The organism is Streptomyces sp. NPDC059740 (assembly GCF_042733155.1).
GTDB lineage: Bacteria > Actinomycetota > Actinomycetes > Streptomycetales > Streptomycetaceae > Streptomyces.
In genome coordinates this window covers 21,974-44,698 of sequence record NZ_JBHWGP010000018.1, presented here as the reverse complement: position 1 = coordinate 44,698, position 22,725 = coordinate 21,974, and the positions used below count along the sequence as shown (strand labels likewise).

The 22,725-nt window shown below is 73.4% G+C and carries 26 protein-coding genes; 17 read left to right on the top strand and 9 right to left on the bottom strand.

The annotated features are described in order from the left end of the window. The first annotated feature begins 123 nt into the window (after nt 1–123). A complete protein-coding gene (locus tag ACFV3R_RS20980; RefSeq protein ID WP_385584984.1) occupies nt 124–1,062 on the top strand; it encodes an alpha/beta fold hydrolase in 939 nt (312 codons plus the stop codon). Between the two features lie 82 nt (nt 1,063–1,144). On the opposite strand, the gene ACFV3R_RS20975 is transcribed toward ACFV3R_RS20980, so the two are convergent. The 4 genes from ACFV3R_RS20975 to ACFV3R_RS20960 all read right to left on the bottom strand — a co-directional run bounded on the left by ACFV3R_RS20975 (nt 1,145) and on the right by ACFV3R_RS20960 (nt 5,551). Beyond that, nucleotides 1,145–1,870: a hypothetical protein gene (locus ACFV3R_RS20975; protein WP_385584981.1), complete on the bottom strand. Its 726-nt coding sequence runs from the start codon at nt 1,868–1,870 to the stop codon at nt 1,145–1,147. Between the two features lie 562 nt (nt 1,871–2,432). After that, the gene (locus ACFV3R_RS20970; protein WP_385584978.1) at nt 2,433–3,890 is read right to left on the bottom strand and encodes a catalase; all 1,458 of its coding nucleotides are present in this window, start codon (nt 3,888–3,890) and stop codon (nt 2,433–2,435) included. A gap of 247 nt (nt 3,891–4,137) precedes the next feature. Continuing rightward, on the bottom strand, nt 4,138–4,977 hold the full coding sequence (locus ACFV3R_RS20965) for a TIM barrel protein (protein ID WP_385584975.1): 840 nt from the start codon (nt 4,975–4,977) through the stop codon (nt 4,138–4,140). Nucleotides 4,978–5,116: 139 nt separating this feature from the next. Then, complete coding sequence (locus ACFV3R_RS20960) at nt 5,117–5,551, bottom strand: SRPBCC family protein (protein ID WP_385584973.1); 435 nt, start codon at nt 5,549–5,551, stop codon at nt 5,117–5,119. A gap of 212 nt (nt 5,552–5,763) precedes the next feature. Between ACFV3R_RS20960 and ACFV3R_RS20955 the strand changes: the two genes are divergently transcribed. Further along, entirely contained in the window at nt 5,764–6,000 is a 237-nt protein-coding gene (locus ACFV3R_RS20955; RefSeq protein ID WP_385584970.1) for a DUF2945 domain-containing protein, read from the top strand. Between the two features lie 93 nt (nt 6,001–6,093). Here the strand turns inward: ACFV3R_RS20955 and ACFV3R_RS20950 are convergent, their stop codons facing one another. From ACFV3R_RS20950 to ACFV3R_RS20930, 5 genes are all read right to left on the bottom strand, one after another. Beyond that, nucleotides 6,094–6,354, bottom strand: coding sequence for a DUF4235 domain-containing protein (locus tag ACFV3R_RS20950; RefSeq protein WP_385584967.1), 261 nt, complete (start codon nt 6,352–6,354; stop codon nt 6,094–6,096). A 3-nt stretch (nt 6,355–6,357) separates the two neighbouring features. Continuing rightward, the gene (locus tag ACFV3R_RS20945; protein ID WP_385584964.1) at nt 6,358–6,837 is read right to left on the bottom strand and encodes a DUF3618 domain-containing protein; all 480 of its coding nucleotides are present in this window, start codon (nt 6,835–6,837) and stop codon (nt 6,358–6,360) included. Further along, nucleotides 6,834–7,253: a phage holin family protein gene (locus ACFV3R_RS20940; RefSeq protein WP_385584961.1), complete on the bottom strand. Its 420-nt coding sequence runs from the start codon at nt 7,251–7,253 to the stop codon at nt 6,834–6,836. The genes ACFV3R_RS20945 and ACFV3R_RS20940 overlap by 4 nt, the downstream gene beginning before the upstream one ends. Before the next feature lie 217 nt (nt 7,254–7,470). Continuing rightward, nucleotides 7,471–8,130, bottom strand: coding sequence for an endonuclease (locus tag ACFV3R_RS20935; protein WP_385584959.1), 660 nt, complete (start codon nt 8,128–8,130; stop codon nt 7,471–7,473). Next, nucleotides 8,127–8,468 (bottom strand): DUF3140 domain-containing protein, encoded by a 342-nt coding sequence (locus ACFV3R_RS20930; RefSeq protein ID WP_385584956.1) that lies wholly within the window; start codon nt 8,466–8,468, stop codon nt 8,127–8,129. Before ACFV3R_RS20930 ends, ACFV3R_RS20935 begins: the two co-directional genes overlap by 4 nt. A gap of 189 nt (nt 8,469–8,657) precedes the next feature. Here ACFV3R_RS20930 and ACFV3R_RS20925 point away from each other — a divergent pair, with 189 nt between their 5' ends. The 15 genes from ACFV3R_RS20925 to ACFV3R_RS20855 all read left to right on the top strand — a co-directional run bounded on the left by ACFV3R_RS20925 (nt 8,658) and on the right by ACFV3R_RS20855 (nt 22,667). Continuing rightward, nucleotides 8,658–9,482, top strand: a complete 825-nt coding sequence (locus ACFV3R_RS20925) for an LLM class F420-dependent oxidoreductase (RefSeq protein WP_385584953.1) — start codon at nt 8,658–8,660, stop codon at nt 9,480–9,482. Nucleotides 9,483–9,495: 13 nt separating this feature from the next. After that, nucleotides 9,496–9,957 carry a TIGR03668 family PPOX class F420-dependent oxidoreductase gene (locus ACFV3R_RS20920; RefSeq protein ID WP_385584950.1) on the top strand — a complete coding sequence of 154 codons (462 nt, stop codon included), beginning with the start codon at nt 9,496–9,498 and terminating at the stop codon, nt 9,955–9,957. Between the two features lie 143 nt (nt 9,958–10,100). Continuing rightward, nucleotides 10,101–10,811, top strand: coding sequence for a GAF and ANTAR domain-containing protein (locus ACFV3R_RS20915; protein WP_385584947.1), 711 nt, complete (start codon nt 10,101–10,103; stop codon nt 10,809–10,811). 257 nt (nt 10,812–11,068) lie between these two features. Continuing rightward, a complete protein-coding gene (locus ACFV3R_RS20910; RefSeq protein ID WP_385584944.1) occupies nt 11,069–11,428 on the top strand; it encodes a DUF5133 domain-containing protein in 360 nt (119 codons plus the stop codon). Nucleotides 11,429–11,603: 175 nt separating this feature from the next. Further along, on the top strand, nt 11,604–12,497 hold the full coding sequence (locus tag ACFV3R_RS20905) for an RNA polymerase sigma factor SigF (protein WP_385584941.1): 894 nt from the start codon (nt 11,604–11,606) through the stop codon (nt 12,495–12,497). Between the two features lie 230 nt (nt 12,498–12,727). After that, a complete protein-coding gene (locus ACFV3R_RS20900) occupies nt 12,728–13,120 on the top strand; it encodes a DUF2267 domain-containing protein (RefSeq protein ID WP_385584938.1) in 393 nt (130 codons plus the stop codon). Between the two features lie 339 nt (nt 13,121–13,459). Further along, nucleotides 13,460–14,374, top strand: a complete 915-nt coding sequence (locus ACFV3R_RS20895; RefSeq protein WP_385584935.1) for an ABC transporter substrate-binding protein — start codon at nt 13,460–13,462, stop codon at nt 14,372–14,374. A gap of 361 nt (nt 14,375–14,735) precedes the next feature. Then, entirely contained in the window at nt 14,736–15,008 is a 273-nt protein-coding gene (locus tag ACFV3R_RS20890; protein WP_385584933.1) for a hypothetical protein, read from the top strand. Beyond that, nucleotides 15,005–15,400, top strand: a complete 396-nt coding sequence (locus tag ACFV3R_RS20885) for a helix-turn-helix domain-containing protein (RefSeq protein ID WP_385584930.1) — start codon at nt 15,005–15,007, stop codon at nt 15,398–15,400. The genes ACFV3R_RS20890 and ACFV3R_RS20885 overlap by 4 nt, the downstream gene beginning before the upstream one ends. A 363-nt stretch (nt 15,401–15,763) precedes the next feature. Beyond that, nucleotides 15,764–16,282, top strand: coding sequence for a 2-oxo-4-hydroxy-4-carboxy-5-ureidoimidazoline decarboxylase (gene uraD, locus ACFV3R_RS20880; protein ID WP_385584927.1), 519 nt, complete (start codon nt 15,764–15,766; stop codon nt 16,280–16,282). Further along, nucleotides 16,279–16,689 carry a hydroxyisourate hydrolase gene (gene uraH, locus ACFV3R_RS20875; RefSeq protein WP_385584924.1) on the top strand — a complete coding sequence of 137 codons (411 nt, stop codon included), beginning with the start codon at nt 16,279–16,281 and terminating at the stop codon, nt 16,687–16,689. Before uraD ends, uraH begins: the two co-directional genes overlap by 4 nt. Nucleotide 16,690: 1 nt before the next feature. Next, the gene (gene pucL / locus ACFV3R_RS20870) at nt 16,691–17,614 is read left to right on the top strand and encodes a factor-independent urate hydroxylase (RefSeq protein WP_385584921.1); all 924 of its coding nucleotides are present in this window, start codon (nt 16,691–16,693) and stop codon (nt 17,612–17,614) included. A gap of 233 nt (nt 17,615–17,847) precedes the next feature. Next, a complete protein-coding gene (locus ACFV3R_RS20865) occupies nt 17,848–19,251 on the top strand; it encodes a nucleobase:cation symporter-2 family protein (protein WP_385584918.1) in 1,404 nt (467 codons plus the stop codon). Between the two features lie 76 nt (nt 19,252–19,327). Next, nucleotides 19,328–20,731 (top strand): 8-oxoguanine deaminase, encoded by a 1,404-nt coding sequence (locus ACFV3R_RS20860; RefSeq protein ID WP_385584915.1) that lies wholly within the window; start codon nt 19,328–19,330, stop codon nt 20,729–20,731. Nucleotides 20,732–21,164: 433 nt separating this feature from the next. Then, nucleotides 21,165–22,667, top strand: coding sequence for a nucleobase:cation symporter-2 family protein (locus tag ACFV3R_RS20855; RefSeq protein WP_385584912.1), 1,503 nt, complete (start codon nt 21,165–21,167; stop codon nt 22,665–22,667). The last annotated feature ends 58 nt before the right edge of the window (nt 22,668–22,725 follow it).

Sequence of the window (22,725 nt, the reverse complement as noted above, 5' to 3'; positions counted from 1 at the left end):
GGACTCTCCGGCGCCTTGCGATGCACGGCACCGGACCACGCGACCTCATCGGACGCTCATATGGCAAGGACCCCTCAGCCACCACCGTCCTCACCGCACACCTGACACCGATGGAGGATTCCCGTGACCGGACCGGCGACCAGTACTCCGCCCGTCTCCGAAAGCAACCCTGTCCGCGACCTTCCCCTGCAGCACCTCGCCGGATTCACTCACCGCTGGGTCGACGCGGACGGCGTCCGCCTCCATGTAGTCGAAGGCGGACGGCAAGGCGGCCCGACCGTCGTCCTGCTCGCCGGATTCCCGCAGACCTGGTGGGCCTGGCGGAAGGTGATGCCCGGCCTCACCGAGCGGTTCCACGTCCTCGCGATCGACCTGCCGGGGCAGGGCCACTCCGAGCGTCCGGAGCGCGGCTACGACACACACGCGGTCGCCGCGCACGTCCACGCCGCCGTGACCGCCCTCGGAGTGCCGGCCTACTGGCTGGTCGCCCACGACATCGGCGCCTGGGTCGCCTTCTCCCTCGCCCTCCGCTTCGAGAGCCACCTGCGCGGGGTCGCTCTGCTCGACGCCGGGATCCCCGGCATCACTCTCCCGGAGGCGGTTCCCACCGATCCGGACCGGGCCTATAAGACCTGGCACTTCGCCTTCCACGTCGTGCCCGGCCTGCCCGAGGTGCTGCTCGCCGGCCGGGAACGCGAGTACGTCGGCTGGTTCCTGAGGGCGAAGGCCCTGTCTGCCGACACGTTCGACGACGCCGAGCTCGACCACTACGCGGCGGCCGTCGCCGCCGACGGCGGCCTGCGCGCTTCCCTGGCCTACTACCGGGACGCCGCGGAGTCGGCGCGCAGGAACCGCGAGGCGCTCGAACGGCGGCAGCTGACCGTGCCGGTCCTCGGAGTCTCCAGCAGCCACGGCTCCGTCCCGGACATGGCCGCCTCCATCAGCCCGTGGGCCCGGAACACCACCCGGGTCCTCGTGCCAGGCGCCGGCCACTTCATCCCCGACGAGCAGCCCGAAGCCGTCGCTGCCGCGATAGCGGACTTCGTCGCCGCCGAGGGCTGACTCCCGTCGGACGCACCCGACCGCGCCGCCCGAGGCCGCGCGGAACCCGGACCGCGAAGACCTGACCGGTGCCGGGCCTGCCCTACGCGGCCCCCCGCTCCACGAGGTCGTCGGCTGCGTCGTTGACGGGTTGCGGGGTGCCGGTGAGGTCCATGACGAAGAGCGGCAGGCGCAGGCTGTCCGCCCGGGAGCGGGCCTCGGGGGCGTAGCCGGCCAGCGAGAAGTGGACGGCCAGGGCTGACTCGTTGAGGCCGTTGAGCCACAGGCACTCGACGTCGCGCAGCGGGGTGGGGCGGGTGCTGGGGTCCACCTGGGCCACCACGGAGCGGCCCCGGAGGTCCGGACCGCCGGTGACGGCGCCCTCGGTGCGCACCAGGTCGGTGAAGCCGAGCCACTTCAGGTACTGGCCTGCGGCCGTCACGCAGTCACGCGCGGTACGGATGGTCACCGGCCGGAAGGCGGGACGGAGCACCGGCGGCGCCGAGGTCAACGCGCCCGCGCCGGCGGGCCGTTCGTTGGCAGCGGGCCGTGTGGGAACGGGGACGACGGTCAGCCGTACCACCGTGCCGCAGGTGCAGTCGACCTCGGGGGCCGGCCACTCGTCCACCCGGCCGCAGACCTCGCAGCACACCTCCACCCAGGACGCCTGCCAGGTGCGGTGTCGGACCTCCTCGGCGACCGCGCCGCGCAGGACGGGCAGGGCCAGGGGCGAACCGCAGGAGCACGAGAAGGGCGGCGGCGAGTAGGAGTTCTCCCGCCGGCAGGTGGGACAGCGCACCGGGACGCTCTCCGGGACGCTTCTGGTCATAGGGGCCTCCAGGCGGAGCGACGTCTCGTGCCGGGAACCATGTTCTCCCCTGGGCACCGGCTGTGGGGAGGTTTGGACGCAGAAGAGAGTGCCGCTTCCGTCACACCGGGCCCGGGAAGGGTAGGACGCGTACGGAGGCCGGACGGTTCACCGGCGGCGGCCCCGGCCACCGCACGGGGCGCCGGCCGCGCTCACGCCGAAACGCCGCCCGGCGGGCACGAGGCCCCGGAGCGGCGCCGGATGAGGAGGGCTCCACGCGGGCGAGCGGACCGGGCACGTCCCTTCGGCCCGGTCCGGCCACCGCACCGGCTGCTGCCCGCGCGCGTGGAAGCCCCTCCTGGTGAGGTGGTGCAGGCCCGCAGGCCCGGACCACCTCGTCGTACCGGTCGGCCACCCCTCAACGGGCCGGCCGGTACGGGCGCGGGCCCCCGACCTCCCGGTGGGCCCCGCGCGTCCGTGGGCGGTGGCGGCTCCGGCTCAGGCCGGCCCGGCGGGGTCCTGGGGGGACCCGCGCGGGGCGGCCGGCGCAACCGGTTCCTCCGTCACCGTCGGGGATGCGGCGTCAGTCCTCGCGCAGCTCCCTGACCTTCTCCTCCACCAGCCGGCCGTACTGGGGGTCGGCGGCGTGGAAGTGGGCCAGGTTCTTCTCGACGACGTCCTCACGCGTGACCTGCGAGAGGCCGCCCGCGATGTTGGCCACCAGCCGGGTGCGCTCCTCCTTGGTCATGAGCCGGAACAGCTCACCCGCCTGGAAGAAGTCGTCGTCCTTGGTGTGGGCCGGTGCCTCGTGGGTGCCGGTGTGGCCGGAGACCGCCAGCGGGGCCGAGAGCGGGGCACCGGTCTGCACCGGGCCGTCGTAGGAGTTGGGCTCGTAGTTCTTGGCGTCGCGGGCGTAGCGGTTGGACGCCATCAGGCCGTCCCGGCCGTAGTTGACGGCGCTCGTCGCCCGGGGCGCGTTGACCGGGAGCTGGGTGTGGTTGACACCGAGCCGGTAGCGCTGGGCGTCGGCGTAGGCGAACAGCCGGCCCTGGAGCATCTTGTCGGGGGAGGGGCCGATGCCGGGAACGAAGTTGTTCGGCGAGAACGCGGACTGCTCGACCTCGGCGAAGACGTTGTCCGGGTTGCGGTCCAGCACCATGCGGCCGACGCGCTGGAGCGGGTAGTCGGCGTGCGGCCACACCTTCGTCAGGTCGAAGGGGTTGAAGCGGTAGTCGGCCGCCTCCGCCGCCGGCATGATCTGCACGTACAGCGTCCACGAGGGGAAGACGCCCCGCTCGATCGACTGCAGCAGGTCGGTCTGGTGGGAGTCGCCGTCCTGGCCCACGGTCTGCGCGGCCTGCTCGGCGCTCAGGCAGCGGATGCCCTGGTTGGTCTTGAAGTGGTACTTGACGAAGAAGGCCTCGCCCGCCGCGTTGGTCCACTGGTAGGTGTGCGAGCCGTAGCCGTTCATGTGGCGGTACGAGGCGGGGATGCCGCGGTCGCCCATCAGCCAGGTCACCTGGTGGGTGGCCTCGGGGGAGTTGGCCCAGAAGTCCCAGACGTTGTCCGGCTCCTGGCGGCCGGTGAACGGGTCCCGCTTCTGGCTGTGGATGAAGTCGGGGAACTTCAGCGGGTCCTTGATGAAGAAGACCGGCGTGTTGTTGCCGACGAGGTCGTAGTTGCCCTCCTCGGTGTAGAACTTCAGCGCGAAGCCACGGGGGTCGCGGACGGCGTCCGCCCCGCCGAGGCTGTCGGCGACGGTGGAGAAGCGGGCGAACAGCTCGGTGCGCTTGCCCACGGTGTTCAGGAAGGCGGCCTGCGTGTACGCGGAGACGTCGTCGGTGACCTCGAAGTGCCCGTAGGCGCCGGAACCGCGGGCGTGCACCACGCGCTCCGGGATGCGCTCGCGGTTGAACCGGGCGAGCTTCTCGATGAGGTGCTGGTCCTGGAGGAGCAGCGGGCCACCGATGCCGGCGGTGGCAGCGTTCTGGTTGTCGGCGACCGGAGCGCCTGACTCCGTCGTCAGCGTGGGCTGAGCCATAACCTGACCTTCCGTACGAGAACGCGGAAGTCAGCTTCCGCAGGGGGAGCGTAGAAAGCTCCCGATTCGAACGTCAACAGTTTGTTGAAAAGTTGTGGGCGTGATCCCGGGGGGTGCCCGGGCAGCGTGTGGTGCCCCGGTGGCGACGCCTGGGCGCGACAGGACAGGTTGTCAGCGTCGCCACCGGGGGATCTGTGGGGAGCGGGTCACCGGCCGCGCGGGCGCGGTGACCTCGCCGGCGGGCGCGTCAGTGCGCCGCCCGGGCCTCGCGGGGGAGCCAGTCGAAGGTCTCCGCGCTCGGCCGGTCGCCGTTCTTGTACTCCAGGCCGACCCAGCCCTCGTAGCCGCGCCCGCGCAACCGGTCCAGCAGGCCGGCGAGGTCGAGACGGCCGGTGCCGGGGGCGCCGCGGCCGGGGTTGTCGGCGATCTGGACGTGGGCGGTGAGGGGGGTGTACTTGTCGATGACCTCGGCGAGGTCCTCGCCGTTCATCGACAGGTGGTAGAGGTCCATCAGGAAGCGGGCGTTGTCCAGTCCGGTCGCCGCGTTGACCTTCTCGATCACCTCGATCGCCGCGGGGGCGGAGACGATCGGACAGGCCGGCGACTCGGGCTGGTTGAGCGCCTCGATCAGCAGGGTCGCGTCCACGGAGTGGGCGGCCTTCGCCGCGAACACCAGGTTCTCCATGGCGAGTTCGTCCTGTGCGGCCGCATCCACACCCTGGACCCGGTTGCCGTAGAGGGCGTTGAGGGAACGGCACCCCACGGAGCGGGCGAACTCGGCGGCCACCGGCACGTTGGCCCGGAAGCGGGCCGACTCCTCGCCGGGCACCGAGAGGGCGCCGCGGTCCGGTCCAGGCAGTGCGCCGGCGTAGAAGTTCAGGCCCACCAACTGGGTCCCGGCCTCCCGCAGGGCGTCGCGCAGCGCGTCCAGCTCGCGGTCCTCGGGGACGGGGGCGTCGATCCAGGGCCACCACAGCTCCACGGCGGTGAAACCCGCGGCGCGGGCCGCGGCGGGCCGCTCCAGGAGCGGGAGTTCGGTGAAGAGGATGGACAGGTTGACGTCGTGGCGCAGGTCGGCGAAGCCCATCAGTGCCAGGCTACCTTTCGCATCGCGGAATCTGACTTTTGTTATATGGAAGACTGGCGGGCAGGGGTGGGTCCTGTCAAGGGGGTGACTGTCCGTGGTCGCCCGGCAGGGGTGCGGCGGTGCGCGCCGGTGAACGCCCTCAGCCCCGCAGCAGGTGGCGGAGCACCCCGCCGAAGAGCAGCCGTCCGACCGGTGCCACGGCGGCCTCGCACCACGCCGGCAGGCCCCGCACCGAGACCTCCTCGCGCCAGACCGCCCGGGCGCCGACCGCCAGCGGGACCACCTCGAACTCCGCCCACCCGTGCACCACCCGCCCCCGCTTGACCAGTCGGCAGCGGCCGGGGCCGCCTCCCGCCGGCGGCGACCAGTGCACGACCTCCATCGGGTCGTCGAAGCCCAGCCGGCCCACCCCGGTCCTGGCCAGGACCACCGTGCCCGCGCCGGTGGGCCCGGCGCCGCGCCGGGACACCCGGGTGAGGGGAACGCGGTCACCGTGGCGGGGCCAGTCCGTCAGCCGCTCCCAGGCCGCAGGTGCTCCCAGGGGGGTGACGTGCTCGACGGTGAAGAGGGCCATGTCCGCATCGTAGGCACGCCGCCGGCCACCGCCACCGCCCCATCGAACCCGTCTGACCGGCGTCTTCGGGCCCCTGAGGGTTTGCCGGCGGCCCGGCCGGTCACCCCGTGCACGGCCGCGGCACCGCCCCCCACGGGCGGCCGGCGGTCACCGGCACCGACGTTGTGGCAGGCGGACGCCGGCGGCGTTCCGGGCCCGAGGAGGAGGAAGCGGTGGCGAAGGACAGGAAGCTGCGCAAGGGCGACGAGGTGGCCTGGCGGACCCACGGGTCGAAGACCGAGGGCACGGTCGAGAAGGAGGTCACCGAGCGGACCGAGGAGGCCGGCCGGACGGTCGACGCCTCCCCGGACGACCCGCAGTACAAGGTCCGCAGTCAGAAGTCGGGGAAGTCGTCGGTGCACCGGCCGGAAGCGCTCGAGCCCCGCGGCCGCGGCCGGAAGAAGAAGTGACGACGGGCCCGCCGGACCACCCGGTCCGGCCGGGCCCGTGCAGGCTCCGCACGCGGCAGGGCCCCTGAGGAAGGCCCTGCCCTCAGGGACGACTCAGGCGGGCCAGGTCCCCGTCAGCTTGCGGACGGCGGAGGCACCACCCCGACTCAGGCAGGCGCGCACCACCCCGGCGAGCGCGCCCTGGAGGGCGGCGGCCGGCAGCATCTCCTTCCAGGTGGTGTCCTCGTCGGTGGGGCTCGGCGCCTCCTCCTCGCCCGCCGTCCGCTTCCACACCTGCTTGAACAGCGCCCCGGCGATCACACCGCCGAACAGGCCCACCACCAGCGTCACGATCTTGAACAGCTTCTCTGCCACGGCTCAGCACCCCCTCATGGCACGACGGCGCCAGAGGGCCGCCGTCAACGCGACCGCCGCGGCCGCCGCCAACGGCACGGCCAGGCTCCGGGCGCGCTCGGGAGTGTGCGCCCGCACCCGGCGGGCGGCGTCCCGGGCGTGCTCCGGCGCGTGGGTCTGCTCCAGCCTGGCCTGCGCCTGGTGGCCCGCGGCGACGGCCCGGTCCTGGGCGCGGTGGGTGAAGTCACCCGCCCGCTCCTGCACACGGGTGGCCCGGCCGGGCGAGGAGTCCTGGTCGGAACTCCGCACCCTCGTCCTGACCTCCGCGACCCGGGCCTGGGCCTTCGCCCTGGTCTGCGCCGCCTTCTCCTGCGCGCGGGACCGCACGTCGGCCTTGGCGGCGAGGTTCTCGACGGTCTCGCCCAGCTCGGCGCGGGTCTGCTCGATCTGCGCCCGCAGCTGCCGCTCCTCGGAGCTCTCCTTGCCCTCGGAACCTGTACTCATGGGTGTGCCCTCTCCTTGATCTCCTCGACGTCGGTACGCACGCTGCCGATGGCGTGGTCCGGCTTCGCCGGTGCGGCCCCGCTCAGCTCCTTCTTGCCCAGGAGCGCCATGACCCCCGCGACGATCAGCAGGAACCCCGTCATCACGAGGGCGGCGGCCCACAGCGGGAGCGCAAGGTGCAGTGCCGCGATGCCGGCCGTCACCGCGGCCAGCAGGGCGACCAGGCCGAAGAGACCGGCGCCGGTGAACAGGCCGCCGCCGATCCCCGCCCGCTTGCCCTTGTGGACCATCTCGACCTGCGCGAGCCGCAGCTCCTGGCGCACCAGGGTCGAGAGCTGCTCGGACGCCTGCCGGACGAGATCTCCCACCGAGTGGTCGGTCTGAGCGGCCGGGCGGTGATCAATGGTTCCAGTCACTGTCCTGCGTCCCTTCTCGTCGGGAGGACTCTGACTACCCCTGATGGGGACGGTTAAGCTCCGCGCCCCGGCAGCGGCCGTGCCCGGCAGGGAGCCTTCGAAGCCCCCGCCGGACGAACCGTGCCGCCGTGGCGTGTACCCCGGACGGGCTTCCCGACCCGGGGCCGGGCCCTCCCTCGGGGCTCCCTCCCACGGTCCGCCCCTCCGTCCCGTCGGGCTAGTCGGCGGCGACCCGGCGCCGCACGTCCTCGACGACCTCCTTGTCCAGCGCCGCGCGCACCAGCGCCGCCGCCAGCTCCGCCGTCCGGTCGCGGTCCACCAGGCGGGCGAGCGCGCGGGGATCGGAAGGCAGCCCCAGGCGTTCGGCGCCCTGCAGGGCCTTGCCGTCCAGGTGGGGCACGAACTCGGGCCACACCGCCTGTGCCTCGCGCAGGAAGATGTCGGCTCCCGTCGGGCCGATGCCGGGCACCTTGCGCAGGGCGTCACGCAGCGCCGCCAGGTCGCCGTCGGCCTCCTGGCGCATGCGCCGCAGGTCACCGCGGTAGGTGTCGCGCAGCAGCTGTGCCCCTTCGCCCAACTGGGTGGCGGTCCGCTCGTCGTACCGCCGGTAGCCCCCCTCGCCGAGGGCGTCCACCCGCTGCTGCCAGGTCGCCTCCGCCATACGGCGTGGATCCCGCATCCCGGCGTCGAAGAGCGCCCGGGCCGCGGCCACCGCGATCGAGGCGCGGATGCGCGCGCTCAGCAGCCCCGCCAGCACCAGGAGCTGGTAGAGCGGCTGCGGGGTGTCCCGCAGCCGCACCCCGGCCTCCGCGGCGTACGTCCTGCCGTGGCCCGCCAGCAGTGCCGACACCGTCCGCCGCTGGTCGGCGGTGCTCACGAGGCGGGCTTGAGCGGATCGTGGCCCAGCCGCATCAGACGGTGGCGCCAGTTCTCCTGCCCCGCGGTGGGCTCCAGGTCCTCGCGGCGCTCCGCGGTGATGGTGTCGACGACGTTGCGCATGACGCGGACGTCGTCGTCGGTCAGGTCGGTACGGCGCTTCTGCAGGATGCGGAGTACGTGCCGCCCCTTCTCGGTGCCCAGGTGGTCCGGCTCCGCGCCGTCCTCAGCCGCCGAGTCGGTGAGCAGCCACACGCTCAGCTCCTGCGAGGTCATGTTGACCACACGGTGGAAGTCGTCCCACAGCGTGTCCAGTTCGTTGGGGGAGATGTCGGCCACGGCGTTCCTCCAGATCCGACCGCCTGCGGTGTACCGGTGCCCGCGTGCCCCTGCCGGCCTGGGGAAAACACCCACTGCTCCACATGGCTGCCGTCGCCCCGGGCGGCCCCGACCAGGTGTGAGGAGCGTCCTGCGAGCCATACGGTGAGCGGGGGAGTGACAGACGTTCCGCTGCGGAAAGGACACGACGTGAGGTTCGGAGTCTCCACCTTCGTCACCGACCAGGGCATCGCCCCGGCCCCGCTGGCCCGGGCCCTGGAGGAGCGGGGTTTCGACTCGCTCCTGGTGGCCGAGCACACGCACATCCCGGCCGAGCGACGCAGCCCCTATCCGGGCGGCGGCGACCTCCCCGGCATCTACTACCGCACCCTCGACCCCTTCGTGACGCTCTCCGCCGCCGCAGCCGTCACCGAGCGCCTGCTGGTGGGCACCGGCGTCGCCCTCGTCGCCCAGCGCGACCCGCTGATCACGGCGAAGGAGGTCGCCTCCCTCGACCACGTCTCCGGTGGCCGGGCCGTCTTCGGCGTCGGCGTCGGCTGGAACCGCGAGGAGATGGAGAACCACGGCACCGACCCCCGCACCCGCGGGCGGCTGGTGGACGAGCGGCTGCGCGCGATGAAGGAGCTCTGGACACAGGAGCAGCCCGAGTTCCACGGCGAGTTCGTCGACTTCGCCCCCGTCCACTCCTGGCCCAAGCCGGTGCAGAAGCCGCACCCGCCGATCTGGGTGGGCGGCGGGCCCGGCGCGTTCCCGCGCATCGCCGAACTCGGTGACGTCTGGCTCGCCAACGGCGTCCCGCCACAGGAGCTGGCCGACCAGATCCGGCAGATGAGGGCACGGGCCGGCCGGGACGTGCCAGTCACCGTCTACGGGGCCTCCGCCGAACCGCGGGACATCGCCGCCTACGCCGAACTGGACGTCGAACGGCTGCTGCTGTACCTGCCGACCGAGCCCGAGGCCCGCACCCTGCGGATCCTCGACGACCTGGCCACCGTCGCCCAGGAATACCGCTGAGGAGGCGGCCGGCGTGCCGAGGATGACCGACCGGGAGGCGCGGGAGAGGTTCGCGGCCTCCCGCATCGCGCGCCTGGCCACAGCCGACGCCGGCGGCCGGCCGCACCTGGTCCCCGTGGTCTTCGCCGTCACGGGCGACCTGCTGGTCACCGCCGTGGACCACAAGCCCAAACGGACCCGGAACCTCGGACGGCTGGCCGACATCGGTGAGCAGCCCGCGGTCAGCCTCCTCGCCGACCACTACGAGGAGGACTGGGACGCCCTGTGGTGGGCCCGCGCCGACGGTCGCGCCCAGGTGCTGGAGGCCCCCGGAGCCGCGGCGGCGGCAGCCGGGTGCGCACCCGGCGCCGACACCGCCTCCCGGCACCTGGCGCTGCTGGCCGGGCGCTACCCCGCCCACTACCGGGAGCACCCGCCGCAGGGCCCGGTCATCGAGGTCACCGTGGAACGGTGGTCGGGCTGGCGGGCCCGCTGAAGCCCCGGGCCCGCTCCCGGCGCGGGGAGACGCCGCCTGCGGAAGGGAAACGCCTGAGCGTCGCCGTGCCCGTCGGCCCGTCGTACGGGAGGCTGTCAGAAACCGGCGCACCCTCGGCGGGCGCCACGGCCGGAGGAGGAGCGGTGGTCGAGCAGGACACCGACTGGGAGGAGTACGCCACCAAGCTGGCGCACGTGGCGCGCGACCTCCTGCACCAGGAGTCCTTCCAGGACACCCTGGACCGCATCGCGGCGCACGCCGTCGGACTGGTCGAGGGGTGTGACGCCGCGGGCATCCTGACCGTGCAGGGCGGTCGGGTGCGCACCCTCGCCGCCACCGACGACCTCGTCCGCGAATCGGACGCCGCGCAGGGCGAGTTGGGCGAGGGGCCGTGCTTCGACGCTCTGCGGGAGCGGGAACGGGTCTACCGCGTCGACGAGATGGCCCGCACCGAGCGGTTTCCGCGGTTCGCCCCCCGGGCCCACGCCCTGGGCGTGGGCTGCATGATGGGCTTCCTCCTCTACACCGAGGAGGACAACCTCGGCGCGCTCAACCTCTACTCCTACCGCTCCCACGCGTTCAGCGGCGCCTCTGAGCACGCGGGCTGGGTGCTCGCCTCGCACGCCGCGGTGGCGATGGCCAGCGCACGGACCCACTCCCAGCTCCGGCACGCCCTGGAGACGCGCCACGAGATCGGCGAGGCCATGGGAATCCTCATGGGCCGCCACCAGCTCACCGAGGAACAGGCCTTCCAGGTCCTGCGGAAGGCCTCGCAGGACCACAACATCAAACTGCGGGAGGTGGCCGCCCGGGTCACCCGCACCGGGGACACCGCCGCCGAGCCCGCGCCCTGACCCCCTTGCGGCCTGCGCGCACCCGCCCGCGCGGCACCCGGCGCCCGCCGGCATGGCTGCCTTCGGCCGGGGTATCCGGGCCCCGAACCACCGTGGCAGGCCGTTGAGGAGCCCGCGTTCCGTATGCCCGTCCGGGGCGCGCGGCCCGGCACCGCACCCCGTCGCGCCGCCGGGAAGCCCCCGTGGCTCCGCTACGAGGACCTCCCGGTGCCCTGCGATGCACGGCACCGGACCACGCGGCCTGATCGAACGCTCAAATGGATAAGACTCCCAAGGAGACCACCGTGTTGATGGCGCACCCGGCAGTGCTGCAGGACCTCCTCCGCCGCTTCCACGCAGCCGAGCGGGAGGTCCTCGCGGGGACCGCGGACGCCGCCGTCGAGCAGCGCTTCCGCGACCTGTCCCACACCCTGTGCGTCATCACCGGCACCGGGGACGTCGACGCGGCCCTCCTCGCCGCCCAGTACCGTCTGCCCGGCGCCCGCACCACCGACGACTCACTGCTGAGCGCCGCTCCGGACACCGCCCCCGAGACCGCCCGGGACACCGGCCTCGCCGCGGTCCTGCCCGCGCCCCGCACCGCCATGACGCACCCGGCCGCCACCACCCCCGTATAGGCCGGACCGGACCGCCGGGACCGTACCGGCCCGGCGCCCGCAGCCCGGAACACCCGGTGGGGCCGCCCGGGCCGGGCCGGCCGGAAAGAAGTCGCAAACCGGCAGGCGTGCCGTGCCGGCGGCTGGGTAGGCGGTGCCTCGTACCGCGATGGACCGACAGGGGAGGAGCCAGGCCATGACCATGAGCGTCGAGCCGACCACGGGGATCTCGCAGGGCGTCGTCGAGACGGAGCGCGCCATTCCCCGCGGCGACGCCCCGGCGCCCCCGGTGGAACTGCCGCACGTCGCGCAGCCGCAGAGCGTGGCGCCGCAGGACGCCAGGGAGATGACCAAGCTGTTCTTCGAGCGGCTGGCCACCCTTGAGGAGGGGACGCACGAGTACCAGTACGCGCGCAACACCCTCATCGAGATCAACCTCTCCCTGGTCCGGTACGCCGCCTCCCGCTTCCGCAGCCGCGGCGACGAGATGGAGGACATCGTCCAGGTCGGCACGATCGGCCTGATCAAGGCCATCGACCGCTACGACCTGGAGCGCGAGGTGGAGTTCACCACCCTCGCCATCCCCTACATCGTGGGCGAGATCAAGCGGTTCTTCCGCGACACCACCTGGGACGTGCGGGTGCCCCGCCGCCTCCAGGAGCTGCGCGTGGACCTCGCCAAGGCGACCGAGCGGCTCACCTCCCGCCACGGCCGCTCCCCTCGCGTGGCCGAGCTGGCCGAGTACCTCGGGATCAGCGAGGAGGAGGTCATCGAGGGCCAGGTCGCGGCCAACGGCTACAACGCCGCCTCCCTCGACGCCACGGTCAACGACGACGAGAACGAGGCGCCGCTCGCCGACCTGATCGGGGAGCGCGACGAGGACCTCGACCTCGTGGAGGACCTGCACGCCCTCAAGCCGCTGCTCGGCCGGCTGGAGCCGCGTGACCGCCGCATCCTGGAGATGCGCTTCGGCCAGGAGATGACCCAGTCGCAGATAGGGGAGGAGCTCGGCATCTCGCAGATGCACGTCTCCCGTCTGCTCTCCCGCTGCCTGGGGCGGCTGCGCACCGCGATGCTCAGCAACGACTGACCCCCGCCTCCCGGCCCGGCGAGGAGCGCCGAGCGGGCACCCGCCCAGCCCGCGAGGTGACTGCGGCGCCGGTTCCCCTGCCACGGGCCCCGACCGGAACCCCCCTGCCGGCCGGGGCCCTTTCCCTGCCCGCCCTGCTGCATCAGGCCCGGCCGCGGCGGGCACCCGGCCCCCGGTGGCGCGCGGCCCTCCGCGTCACAGCGTGACCGGCGAGGCAGGGAGCAGGAGCGATGACCTACGACGCGTTCGTGGCGAAGGTGCGGGAACTCGGCGAGTACGCCAGCCGTGAGGAGGCCGAGCAGGCCACCACGGTCGTGCTCCAGGTCCTCGGCTCCCGGCTCACCGCAGGTTCGGTACGCCACCTCGCGGCCCAGCTGCCGCCCCCGCTGCACCCTGCACTGGAGAGCGCCGCCGCCGAGGACACCCCCCACTTCGGCGTCGAGGAGTTCTGCCGCCAGGTCGCCGAGGTCACCGACGCCGCGCCCCACACCGCCGAGTGGGACGCCAGCGCGGTACTGTCCACCGTCGCCCAGACCATCTCCGGCGGAGAGCTCAACCGCGTCCTGAGCCAGCTCCCCTCCGGATACGCCGCCCTCTTCGGCAAACCCGAGCTCAGCAGCTGACCCGCCACGCCGGCGGCCACCGGCGGCCCCGCCCCGCGCACCCGCCCGCTCCACCACCCGCCTCCGGCCCCGGTGGCGCAGACCGCGCTCCGCCCTGCCGCCATGGCACCGGGCGGATATCCCGTGCCGCGCCTGGGCAGGTATCGGCCCGGCGACCGCAGCGCCACCCCGGCGGTCGCGTCCGAGCGCCGGCCGGCGCCCGTCCCACCCCGGCCCGTGCCCCGCGGACGGGAGGCGGCCCGGCCGCGCCCCGCCCCGCGACGGGCGGCCGGTCCTCGCACCGCAGCCCCGGGCGGTGGGCAGGACGGGCGCCGCGGCCCACGTGGAAGGGGTACCGCCATGGCACCGCCACCGGCACAGCCGTCCCACCCGAGTCCGCCCATCACGCCCTGGGGCTTCACCGACGACCGAGGACACCGCGTCACCGCCGACCGGCCTCCTCAGCGGCTGGTGGCCTACGTCCAGGCCGCGGCCACCCTGGAGGACCTGGGGGTCCGCGTCCACGGTGTCTTCGGCTCCCTGCACGACGGCGACGCCCCGGACCCGGCGACCTCCGCGTCCCTGCCGGCGGAGCGGCTCACCTGGTACGGGGCGGGCGAGGGGTTCCGGGTGGAGGAACTGCTGGCCGCCGGGCCCGACCTGCTGGTCACCGTCACCTACGACGAGAAGAGCCTCTACGCCCTGCCGCCGGCCGTCACCGGGCGGATCGAGGAGCGCATACCCTGCCTCGCCCTGAGCGTCGCCCCCGGCCGTGAGGTGGACGCGGTGCGCGCCCGCTTCCGGGAGCTGGCCACGGGGCTCGGCGCCACCGGTGAGCCGGGCCTGGCGGAGCTGGCGGCGGCCCGGGAACGGGTGCGCCGGGCCGCCGCCGGCAGCCGGGCCCGCGTGCTGGCCCTCTCGTCCGCCGGCCCCGGGACCGTTCACCTGGCGCGCCCCGAGGCATGGCCGGAGCTGCGGGCGCTGGCCGCCCTCGGCGTCCGGCTCCCGGCCCCACCGCAGGGACCGGGCGCCAACTGGGCGACCACCGCCTGGCCGGAGGCCACCGCGCTCCACCCCGACGTCGTGCTGGCGGACGCCCGTGCCCACGCCGCCCCCGCCGCACAGCTGACCGGCCCGCCCGGGACGCGGATGGCCGCAGCCGTACTGCCCTGGAACCCCGAACCGCCGGCCAGCGCCCCGGCGCACGCCAGGTTCCTCGACACCGTCGCCGCCGCCCTGGAGGCCCACGCCGCAGCCGCCGGCCGGACCCGCTGAGAGGAGCGCGGCCGGGCCGGCGCGGGGCACCCCGACCCGGCCGCGCCGGCGGTGCCGGGCGCCCGGGCGCGGGGCCGGCTGTGCCCGGGCGCCCGGGCGCAGCACCGTGCGGGGGGTGGTTCCGCGTCCCTGCCGGTGGTCCGGGGAGTTCCGTTAAGGTCGTCTCGGCAGCCGGGGCACACCGACGCTGTGACGGGCGCGCACGTGCACAGTCGCCTCGTCCCGTGGGCCGGCGCGTCCGGTCGGGACCACGGCGGGCCGGTGCGTTCCGCGCCGGGCCGGGCAAAGTGCCCCAAAGCGCCCTCACAGTCGGTCCGATTGAGAGAAACACGCAGGTCAGAGCTGAGGTCCTGGGGGCTTAGTGAGATTGAGAGTGGAGTTCACGACGGAGCCGTTCGACCTGGACGACACCCCGGACCACGCGGTGGTGGCCCGGGAGGTCGTCACCGGGGCGGCGCTGGAGGCCGTGGACGTCGGCCCCTTCGGCAACACCGCCGAGGGTGGCGCCGAACAGGTGCTGGGCGCGGTCGACGCCCTGCTGCGACGCTCTCTGGCGGCAGGCGCCACCCGGGTCTCGCTCCAGGTCAACGTCCTGCCCGGGGACGGCGAGGAGCCCGGGGGGAGAGGCGTGTGACGGAACCCGCCGACCACCCCTTCGTCCGCGCGGTGAAGCCGCTGGTGGACGCCATGGGCGCACGGATGGTCCCCCCGGGGGACGCCGAGGGCGACGACGTCGTCCTGAGCTGGGACGGTGAGGACCGGGTGGCGGTGCGGCTGCCCCACCTCTCGGAGTCCCTGGACCACATCCTCGCCGAGCTGGAACGCCGCCACGGCAAGCCGCTGGCGCAACTGGACCGCAAGACGAAGCAGTCGGTGGTGCGCATCCTGGAGACGCGCGGCGCCTTCTCGGTGCGCCACGGTGTGGAGACCGTCGCCGGGGCCCTGGGCGTCTCCCGGTTCACCGTCTACAACTACCTCAACAGGGACAACGCCACCGGAGCAGGTGGCGCCCCGGACGCCGGCTGAGCCCGGGCCCGCCGCCTGCGGCCCGGCCCGGAACGCCCGCCACCCCCCCGGTGGCGGGCGTTCCGTCGTGCGGCCGGCGGTTGCGGGCGTGGTGGCCACAATCCGCCCCCGTCCGCCGCGCGTCGGGAGGGGCACTGGGGGCGCGGTGCCTGCGTCCTGCCGGGCGGCGGGTTCCGGCCCTTCCTGATCAAGGGGTTTCGGTACCTTCACCACAACCGCACAACTCGCCGGGGCCGCTGGCCCGCGGCGATGTTTCCCCGCTCCAACTTTTCAACAAAGTGTTGACGGGATGTTGCCGGGGGTCTTAGCTGTTCCCAGCCAATCAGCAGAACCCGATCAGCATCACGCCACGGAGGCCCACCCGTGTCATCGAGTTCGACGCCGGGACTGGCCCGGTTCAACGCAGCCGAGGACGGCGCGGCCCGTGCCGCGCTGCACGAGGTGTGCACCAGTCGGGCCTGGGGGGACGCCGTCCTCGCGCACCGTCCGTACGCCGACCTCGCGGCTCTCCTGGCGGCCGGTGAGGCCGCCACGGCCGCACTGACCGCCGAGGACCTCGCCGAGGCGATGGCCGGCCACCCGCCCATCGGACGCCCCAAGCCGGGCGACCCGACCTCGGCGCGCGAACAGCGCGGCATGGCCGGCGCCTCGGAGGAGCTCAAGGCGGAGATGCTCGAACTGAACCTGGCCTACCAGGAGAAGTTCGGGCACGTCTTCCTCATCTGCGCGACCGGCCGGACGGCCGCGCAGATGCGTGACGCCGTACGCGACCGCATCGACAACTCCGCGGAACACGAACGAGAGATCGTGCGCGGAGAGTTGGGCAAGATCAACCGCATCCGCCTGAACCGCATGGTGGAAGCAGAAGGAGACGCCTCATGAGCGGCCCGACCGCCACCGGCCCCACCTCGGTGTCCACGCACATCCTGGACACCAGCCGGGGCCTGCCGGCCCACGGCGTCGCACTCACCTGCTCGGTGCGTGCGGCCGAAGGCGACTGGACCGCGCACGGCACCTCCGCCACCGACGCTGACGGCCGCTGCAAGGACCTGCCGCCCCTCCCGGACGGCACCACGCACGTCCGCCTGGAGTTCGCCACCGAGGCGTACTTCACGGCTCCATCCACGACCACCAGCTCAGCCGAGGAACAGCAGGACGCCCCCCGCGTAAGGGACAGCGGAGCCTTCTTCCCGGAGGTGGCGATCACCTTCGCCGTCAAGCCGGGCGAGCACTACCACGTACCGCTGCTGCTCAACCCGTTCGGCTACTCCGTATACCGAGGGAGCTAGCATGCCCACGATTCTCGGCCAGAACCAGTACGGCAAGGCGGAGACCCGCGTCGTCAAGATCACGCGGGACGGCGACACCCACCACATCAAGGACCTGAACGTCTCGGTGGCCCTCTCCGGCGACCTCTCCGACGTCCACCTCACCGGGTCGAACGCCCACTGCCTGCCGACCGACACCACCAAGAACACGGTCTACGCGTTCGCCAAGGAGAAGGGCATCGACTCGCCCGAGCAGTTCGGCATCGAGCTCGCCCGCCACTTCGTCACCAGTCAGGAGCCGATCCACCGGGCGCGCATCCGAATAGAGGAGTACGGCTGGGAGCGCATCGAGACCTCCGACGCCAACTCCCGCTTCATCGGCGCCGACGAGGTCAAGCACTCCTTCGTGCGCACGGGCCAGGAGACCCGCCTGACCCAGGTCACCTTCGACGGCGAGGGCTTCGAGGTCGTCTCGGGCCTGAAGGACCTCACCGTCATGAACTCCACCAACTCGGAGTTCTGGGGCTACATCAAGGACCGCTACACCACGCTCAAGGAGGCCTACGACCGCATCCTGGCGACCTCCGTGACCGGTCGCTGGCGCTTCAACTGGACCGGCGAGGAGCAGCGCCAGCCCCAGTGGAACCGCTCCTACGAGCAGGTCAAGAAGCACATGCTGCACGCCTTCGCCGAGACCTACAGCCTCTCCCTGCAGCAGACGCTGTTCCAGATGGGCTCGCGGGTCATCAACAGCCGCTCCGAGGTGGACGAGATCCGTTTCTCGCTGCCCAACAAGCACCACTTCCTGGTCGACCTGGAGCCGTTCGGGCTCAAGAACGACAACGAGGTGTACTTCGCGGCGGACCGTCCCTACGGTCTGATCGAGGCCACCGTCCTGCGGGACGGCGCCGAGGCGCGCATCCCGGTCGACCTGACCAACCTCTGACGGCACAGTAGGGCCGGGCCCCACGGGGTCCGGCCGACCACAGCGCCCGGCGGGCCCGAGACCAGGGCCCGCCGCGACGGCCGGCCCGGCGCTCCAGCCCGGCCCAGGCCCCGGGGCCCCCGGCTCACCGCCGGCGCGACCCACCACGGCCCACCACGGCCCACACACGCAGTGTCGTGCCACGTCGCCTCCCGCAACGGTGCGGGAGCGGCGTACCGCGAGGGGAGCGACCCATGGCACACCAGCACGCACCCGCCTCCCACCACCCCCCCACCGTCCACCCCGTGGACGAGCGGCCCGCACTGAAGCGCCTGGTCCCCGCCGCGCTCCAGCACATCGCCGCCATGTACGCCGGTGTGGTGACCCCGCCGCTCATCGTCGGCCAGGCAGTCGGACTCGACGCCGCCGCACAGAGCCGCCTCATCGCGGCGAGCCTCCTCATCGCCGGACTCGCCACCCTCCTGCAGACCCTCGGCATCGCGAAGTTCGCCGGCAACCGCCTGCCGTTCGTCAACGCCGCCAGCTCCGCCGGCATCACCCCGATGCTCGCCATCGCGGAGAACACCGCCAAGGGGCACCAACTCCCCGCCATCTACGGGGCGGTGATGGTGGCCGGCGCCTTCTGCCTCGCCATCGGCCCGTTCTTCGGCAGACTCCTGCGGTTCTTCCCGCCGCTGGTCACCGGCGTGGTCATCACGCTCATCGGCGTCACCCTGATGCCCGTGCCCGTCAAGTGGGCCCAGGGCGGCGACGCGACCACCCCCGACTTCGGCTCGCTGCCCAACCTGGCCCTCGCCGCCTTCACCCTGCTGGTCATCCTCCTCGTCCAGCGGTTCACCAGCGGGTTCCTCAAGCAGGTGGCGCTCCTCATCGGCCTCCTCGCCGGCACCCTGGTCGCCATACCCTTCGGCATGGCGGACTTCAGCACGCTGCGCCAGGCGCCCGCCGCTGCCCTGCCGACCCCCTTCGCCTTCGGGCTCCCGGAGTTCCAGCCCGCCGCGATCCTCTCGCTCTGCATTGTGATGCTGGTCCTGATGACCGAGTCCTGCGCGGGCATGCTCGCCCTCGGCGAGATCTGCGACCGCCCCAGCACCCCGGGGACCATCACCCGAGGGCTGCGCACCGACGGCATCGCCACCCTCCTCGGGCCCGTCTTCGGCACGTTCCCCACCAGCGCCTTCGCCCAGAACGTCGGGGTCGTCTCGCTCACCAGGGTCCGCAGCCGCTTCGTGGTGGCGGCGGCCGGCGGCACTCTCGTCTTCCTCGGCGCCTTCCCCGTGCTCGGCGGGGTCGTCTCCCTGGTGCCCATGCCGGTGCTGGGCGGTGCGGGCATCGTGCTCTTCGGCTCCATCGCCGTCAGCGGCATCCGCACCCTCTCCGCCGCCGGCCTGGAGGACAGCTCCAACATCATCCTGGTCGCGGTCTCGCTGGGCGCCGGTATCATCCCGCTGGCCGCCCCCCGCTTCTACGCGGACTTCCCGGCCTGGGCGCAGACCGTGCTCGGCTCCGGCATCAGCGCCGGCGCACTCGTCGCGGTCACGCTCAACCTGTTCTTCCACCATCTCGGCACCCGGAGGACCACCGGGGCGGCGGTACTGTCACCCGCCGCGTCCGGCTCCGGCACTCAAATCCCGTAGGGCCCTGCCGTGCCCTCCCCCGGGCGGGGAACACCGTCCCGGGGGAATCAGCCAGTCACCAGGAAGAGGAAGCAGCATGGCTTCATCGGCAGCCCCTGACAGTCCGGTCAGGCAGCGCATCGTCATCGAGAACTGCGCGATCGCCACCGTCGACGGCGAGGACACCGAGTACACGGCGGGGCACGTCGTCGTCGCTGACCAGGTCATCGAATCGGTCGGCGCGGGCCCGGCCCCCGAGGCCCTGGCGAACGTGGTGCGCCGCGTCGACGGCACCGGACACCTGCTCACCCCCGGGCTGGTCAACACCCACCACCACTTCTACCAGTGGATCACGCGGGGGCTGGCGACCGACCACAACCTCTTCAACTGGCTGGTCGCCCTCTACCCCACCTGGGCGCGTATCGACGAGGAGATGCTCGCCGCCGCCACCCGGGGCTCGCTGGCCATGATGGTGCGCGGCGGCGTCACCACCGCCTCCGACCACCACTACGTCTTCCCCGACGGCGCCGGCGACCTGGTGGGCGCCGAACTGCGCGCCGCCGCCGAGGTCGGGGCCCGCATCACCCTGGCCCGCGGCTCGATGGACCGCAGCGAGAAGGACGGCGGCCTGCCGCCCGACTTCGCGGTGGAGACCACCGAAGGCGCGCTGCTGGCCACCGAGGAGGCCCTCGACCGGTACCACGACGCCTCCTTCGGGTCGAAGGTGCACATCGCCGTGGCGCCCTGCTCGCCGTTCTCGGTCTCCACCGAACTCCTGCGGCAGGGCGCCGAACTGGCCCGCCGCAAGGGCGTACGGCTGCACACCCACGGCTCGGAGACGGTGGAGGAGGAGAAGTTCTGCCACGAGCTGTTCGGGATGGGCCCCACCGACTACTTCCGCTCCACCGGCTGGCTCGGCGAGGACGTGTGGATGGCCCACTGCGTCCACATGACCGACGAGGACGTGACGGCCTTCGCGGCCACCGGTACCGGCGTCGCCCACTGCCCCTCCTCCAACGCCCGCCTGGCCGCGGGCATCGCCCGGGTGCCCGACATGCTGCGCGCCGGCGTCCCGGTGGGGCTGGGGGTGGACGGCACGGCCTCCAACGAGTCCGGCGAGCTCCACACCGAGCTGCGCAACGCGCTGCTGGTCAACCGCCTCGGCCCGCACCGGGAGGCGGCGCTCACCGCGCGGCAGGCACTGCGGCTGGGCACCCTCGGCGGCGCCCGCGTGCTCGGTCGTGAGGCGGAGCTGGGCTCCGTCGAGGTGGGCAAGCTCGCCGACCTCGTGCTGTGGAAGCTCGACGGCCTCGGCCACTCCACCATCGCCGACCCGGTCGCCGCCCTCGTCTTCGGCGCAGCCGCGCCCGTCACGCTCTCCCTGGTCGGCGGCGAACCCGTCGTGGAGCGGGGCAGGCTGACGGGCGTCGACGAGGACGAGGTCGCCCGCGCCGCCCGGACCCAGGCGCGGCGCCTGGCCCGGATCGCCGCCGGCGGCTGAGCCCGCGCCCCCCGACCCGGCGGGGAGGGACGGCTCCCCGCCGAGCCCGCCGCGGTCTCCCGGGAGGAGGCTGCGGCGGGCGACGGCGTCCGGGGGGACGGTCCGCCGTGCCCCCGGACCCGCACCGAGCGTGCGCCGTCCGCCAGTTCACGCACCGCTCGTCGCCTCCGTAACTCCCACGCCACAAGCACCACCTGTCTCACCGTCCCAGCAGCCTCTGCGTCACCACCTGCACCCGCACCACCGGTATCCGCGCCGCGAGCACCGGGCTGAACGCCCTCGGCTCGCACCTGGCCCGCGACGGCCCCCACCAGGGGCCCGCGCACCGACCGGGGCCGCACCCCGGCCGCCCGCACCGCCCGCGCCTCGCACCACCTCCGTGACAGCATTCGCGCCGGCCCGAGGGCCGCGCAGAAATCGAAGGAGGCCTTCCGTGGCCGCAACTTCCGCGCCCGACGCCCCCACCGGTGGCCGGCACCCCGTCGACGCCACCCTCCCGCCCCTGCGCATGTTCACCAGCGGCCTGCAACACGTGGCCGCGATGTACGCGGGCGTGGTGGCGCCCCCGATGATCGTCGGGCCCGCCTGTGGGCTGAACGCGACCGAGACGGCGTTCCTCATGGGCGCCGCCCTCTTCACCGCCGGCATCGCCACCCTCCTGCAGACGCTCGGCTTCTGGCGGGTCGGCGCCAAGCTGCCGTTCGTCAACGGGGTGTCCTTCGCCGGTGTCACCCCGATGGTGGCCATCGCCAAGTCCCAGGCACCGGGGCACGCGCTGCCGGTCGTCTTCGGCGCGGTGATGGTCGCCGGCGCGCTCGGCTTCCTGGCGGCGCCCTACTTCTCCCGGCTCATCCGCTTCTTCCCGCCCGTGGTCACCGGCACCGTCATCACCCTGATAGGCGTCTCGCTGCTGCCGGTCGCCTACGGCTGGGCGCAGGGCGGGGGAGAGCAGTCCTCTCAAGGCGGGTCCCTGACCAACCTCGGCATGGCACTGTTCACCTTCGTGGTCGTCCTGGTGCTCCGCAAGGTGCTGCGCGGCTTCCTCCAGCAGATCTCCATCCTGCTGGGGCTGGTCGTCGGGACCCTGGTGGCGATACCCGTGGGCATCACCGACTTCTCCCCGCTGGCCCACGCCGACCTCGTCGGCTTCCCCACGCCCTTCCACTTCGGCGCCCCGGAACTGGACGCCGCCGCGGTCATTTCGATGTGCATCGTGATGCTGGTGTGCATGACGGAGTCCACGGCCGACATGCTCGCCCTCGGCCGTGTCGTGGACCGGCCCGCGAACGAGCGGACCATCGAGGGCGGCCTGCGCGCCGACACCCTCGGCTCGCTGGTCAGCCCCCTGTTCAACGGCTTCGCCAACAGCGCCTTCGCGCAGAACATCGGCCTGGTGGCGATGACGAAGGTCCGCAGCAGGTTCGTCGTCGCCACCGCCGGGGCGATCCTGCTGGTCATGGGGCTCTGCCCGGCCGCGGCCTCCGTGATCTCCCTGGTGCCGCTGCCGGTGCTGGGCGGGGCGGGAGTGGTGCTCTTCGGGTCGGTGGCCGCCAGCGGCGTCCAGACCCTCGCCTCGGCCGCCATGGACAAGGGCGAGAACGCCCTGATCGTCGCCGCCGCCCTGGGCGTGGGCCTCATCCCGATCGCCGCCCCCGGCTTCTACGACGGTCTGCCCAAGGACCTCCTGGTGGTCCTGGACTCCGGCATCAGCACCGGCTGCGTGGTGGCGGTCGTGCTCAACCTGCTCTTCAACCACCTCGGCCGCCGGCGGGGCGAGGAGGGGCTGGAGAAGGCCGCGGAGGCGCTGTCCGGGACGGAGGACCACCCGGCCCCGGCTCACCCGTCGGCGTCCACCGGCCAGGAGGGTTCCCCCGGGCGACCCGCCGAGCCGGCCGACGGGGCCTCACCCCCGGCGCAGGCGACCCGCGCGCGCTGAGCCCGCACCCGGGCGGGGGCGGTGTGCCGCGGGCGGACCGTCGCCCCCGGGCCCTGTC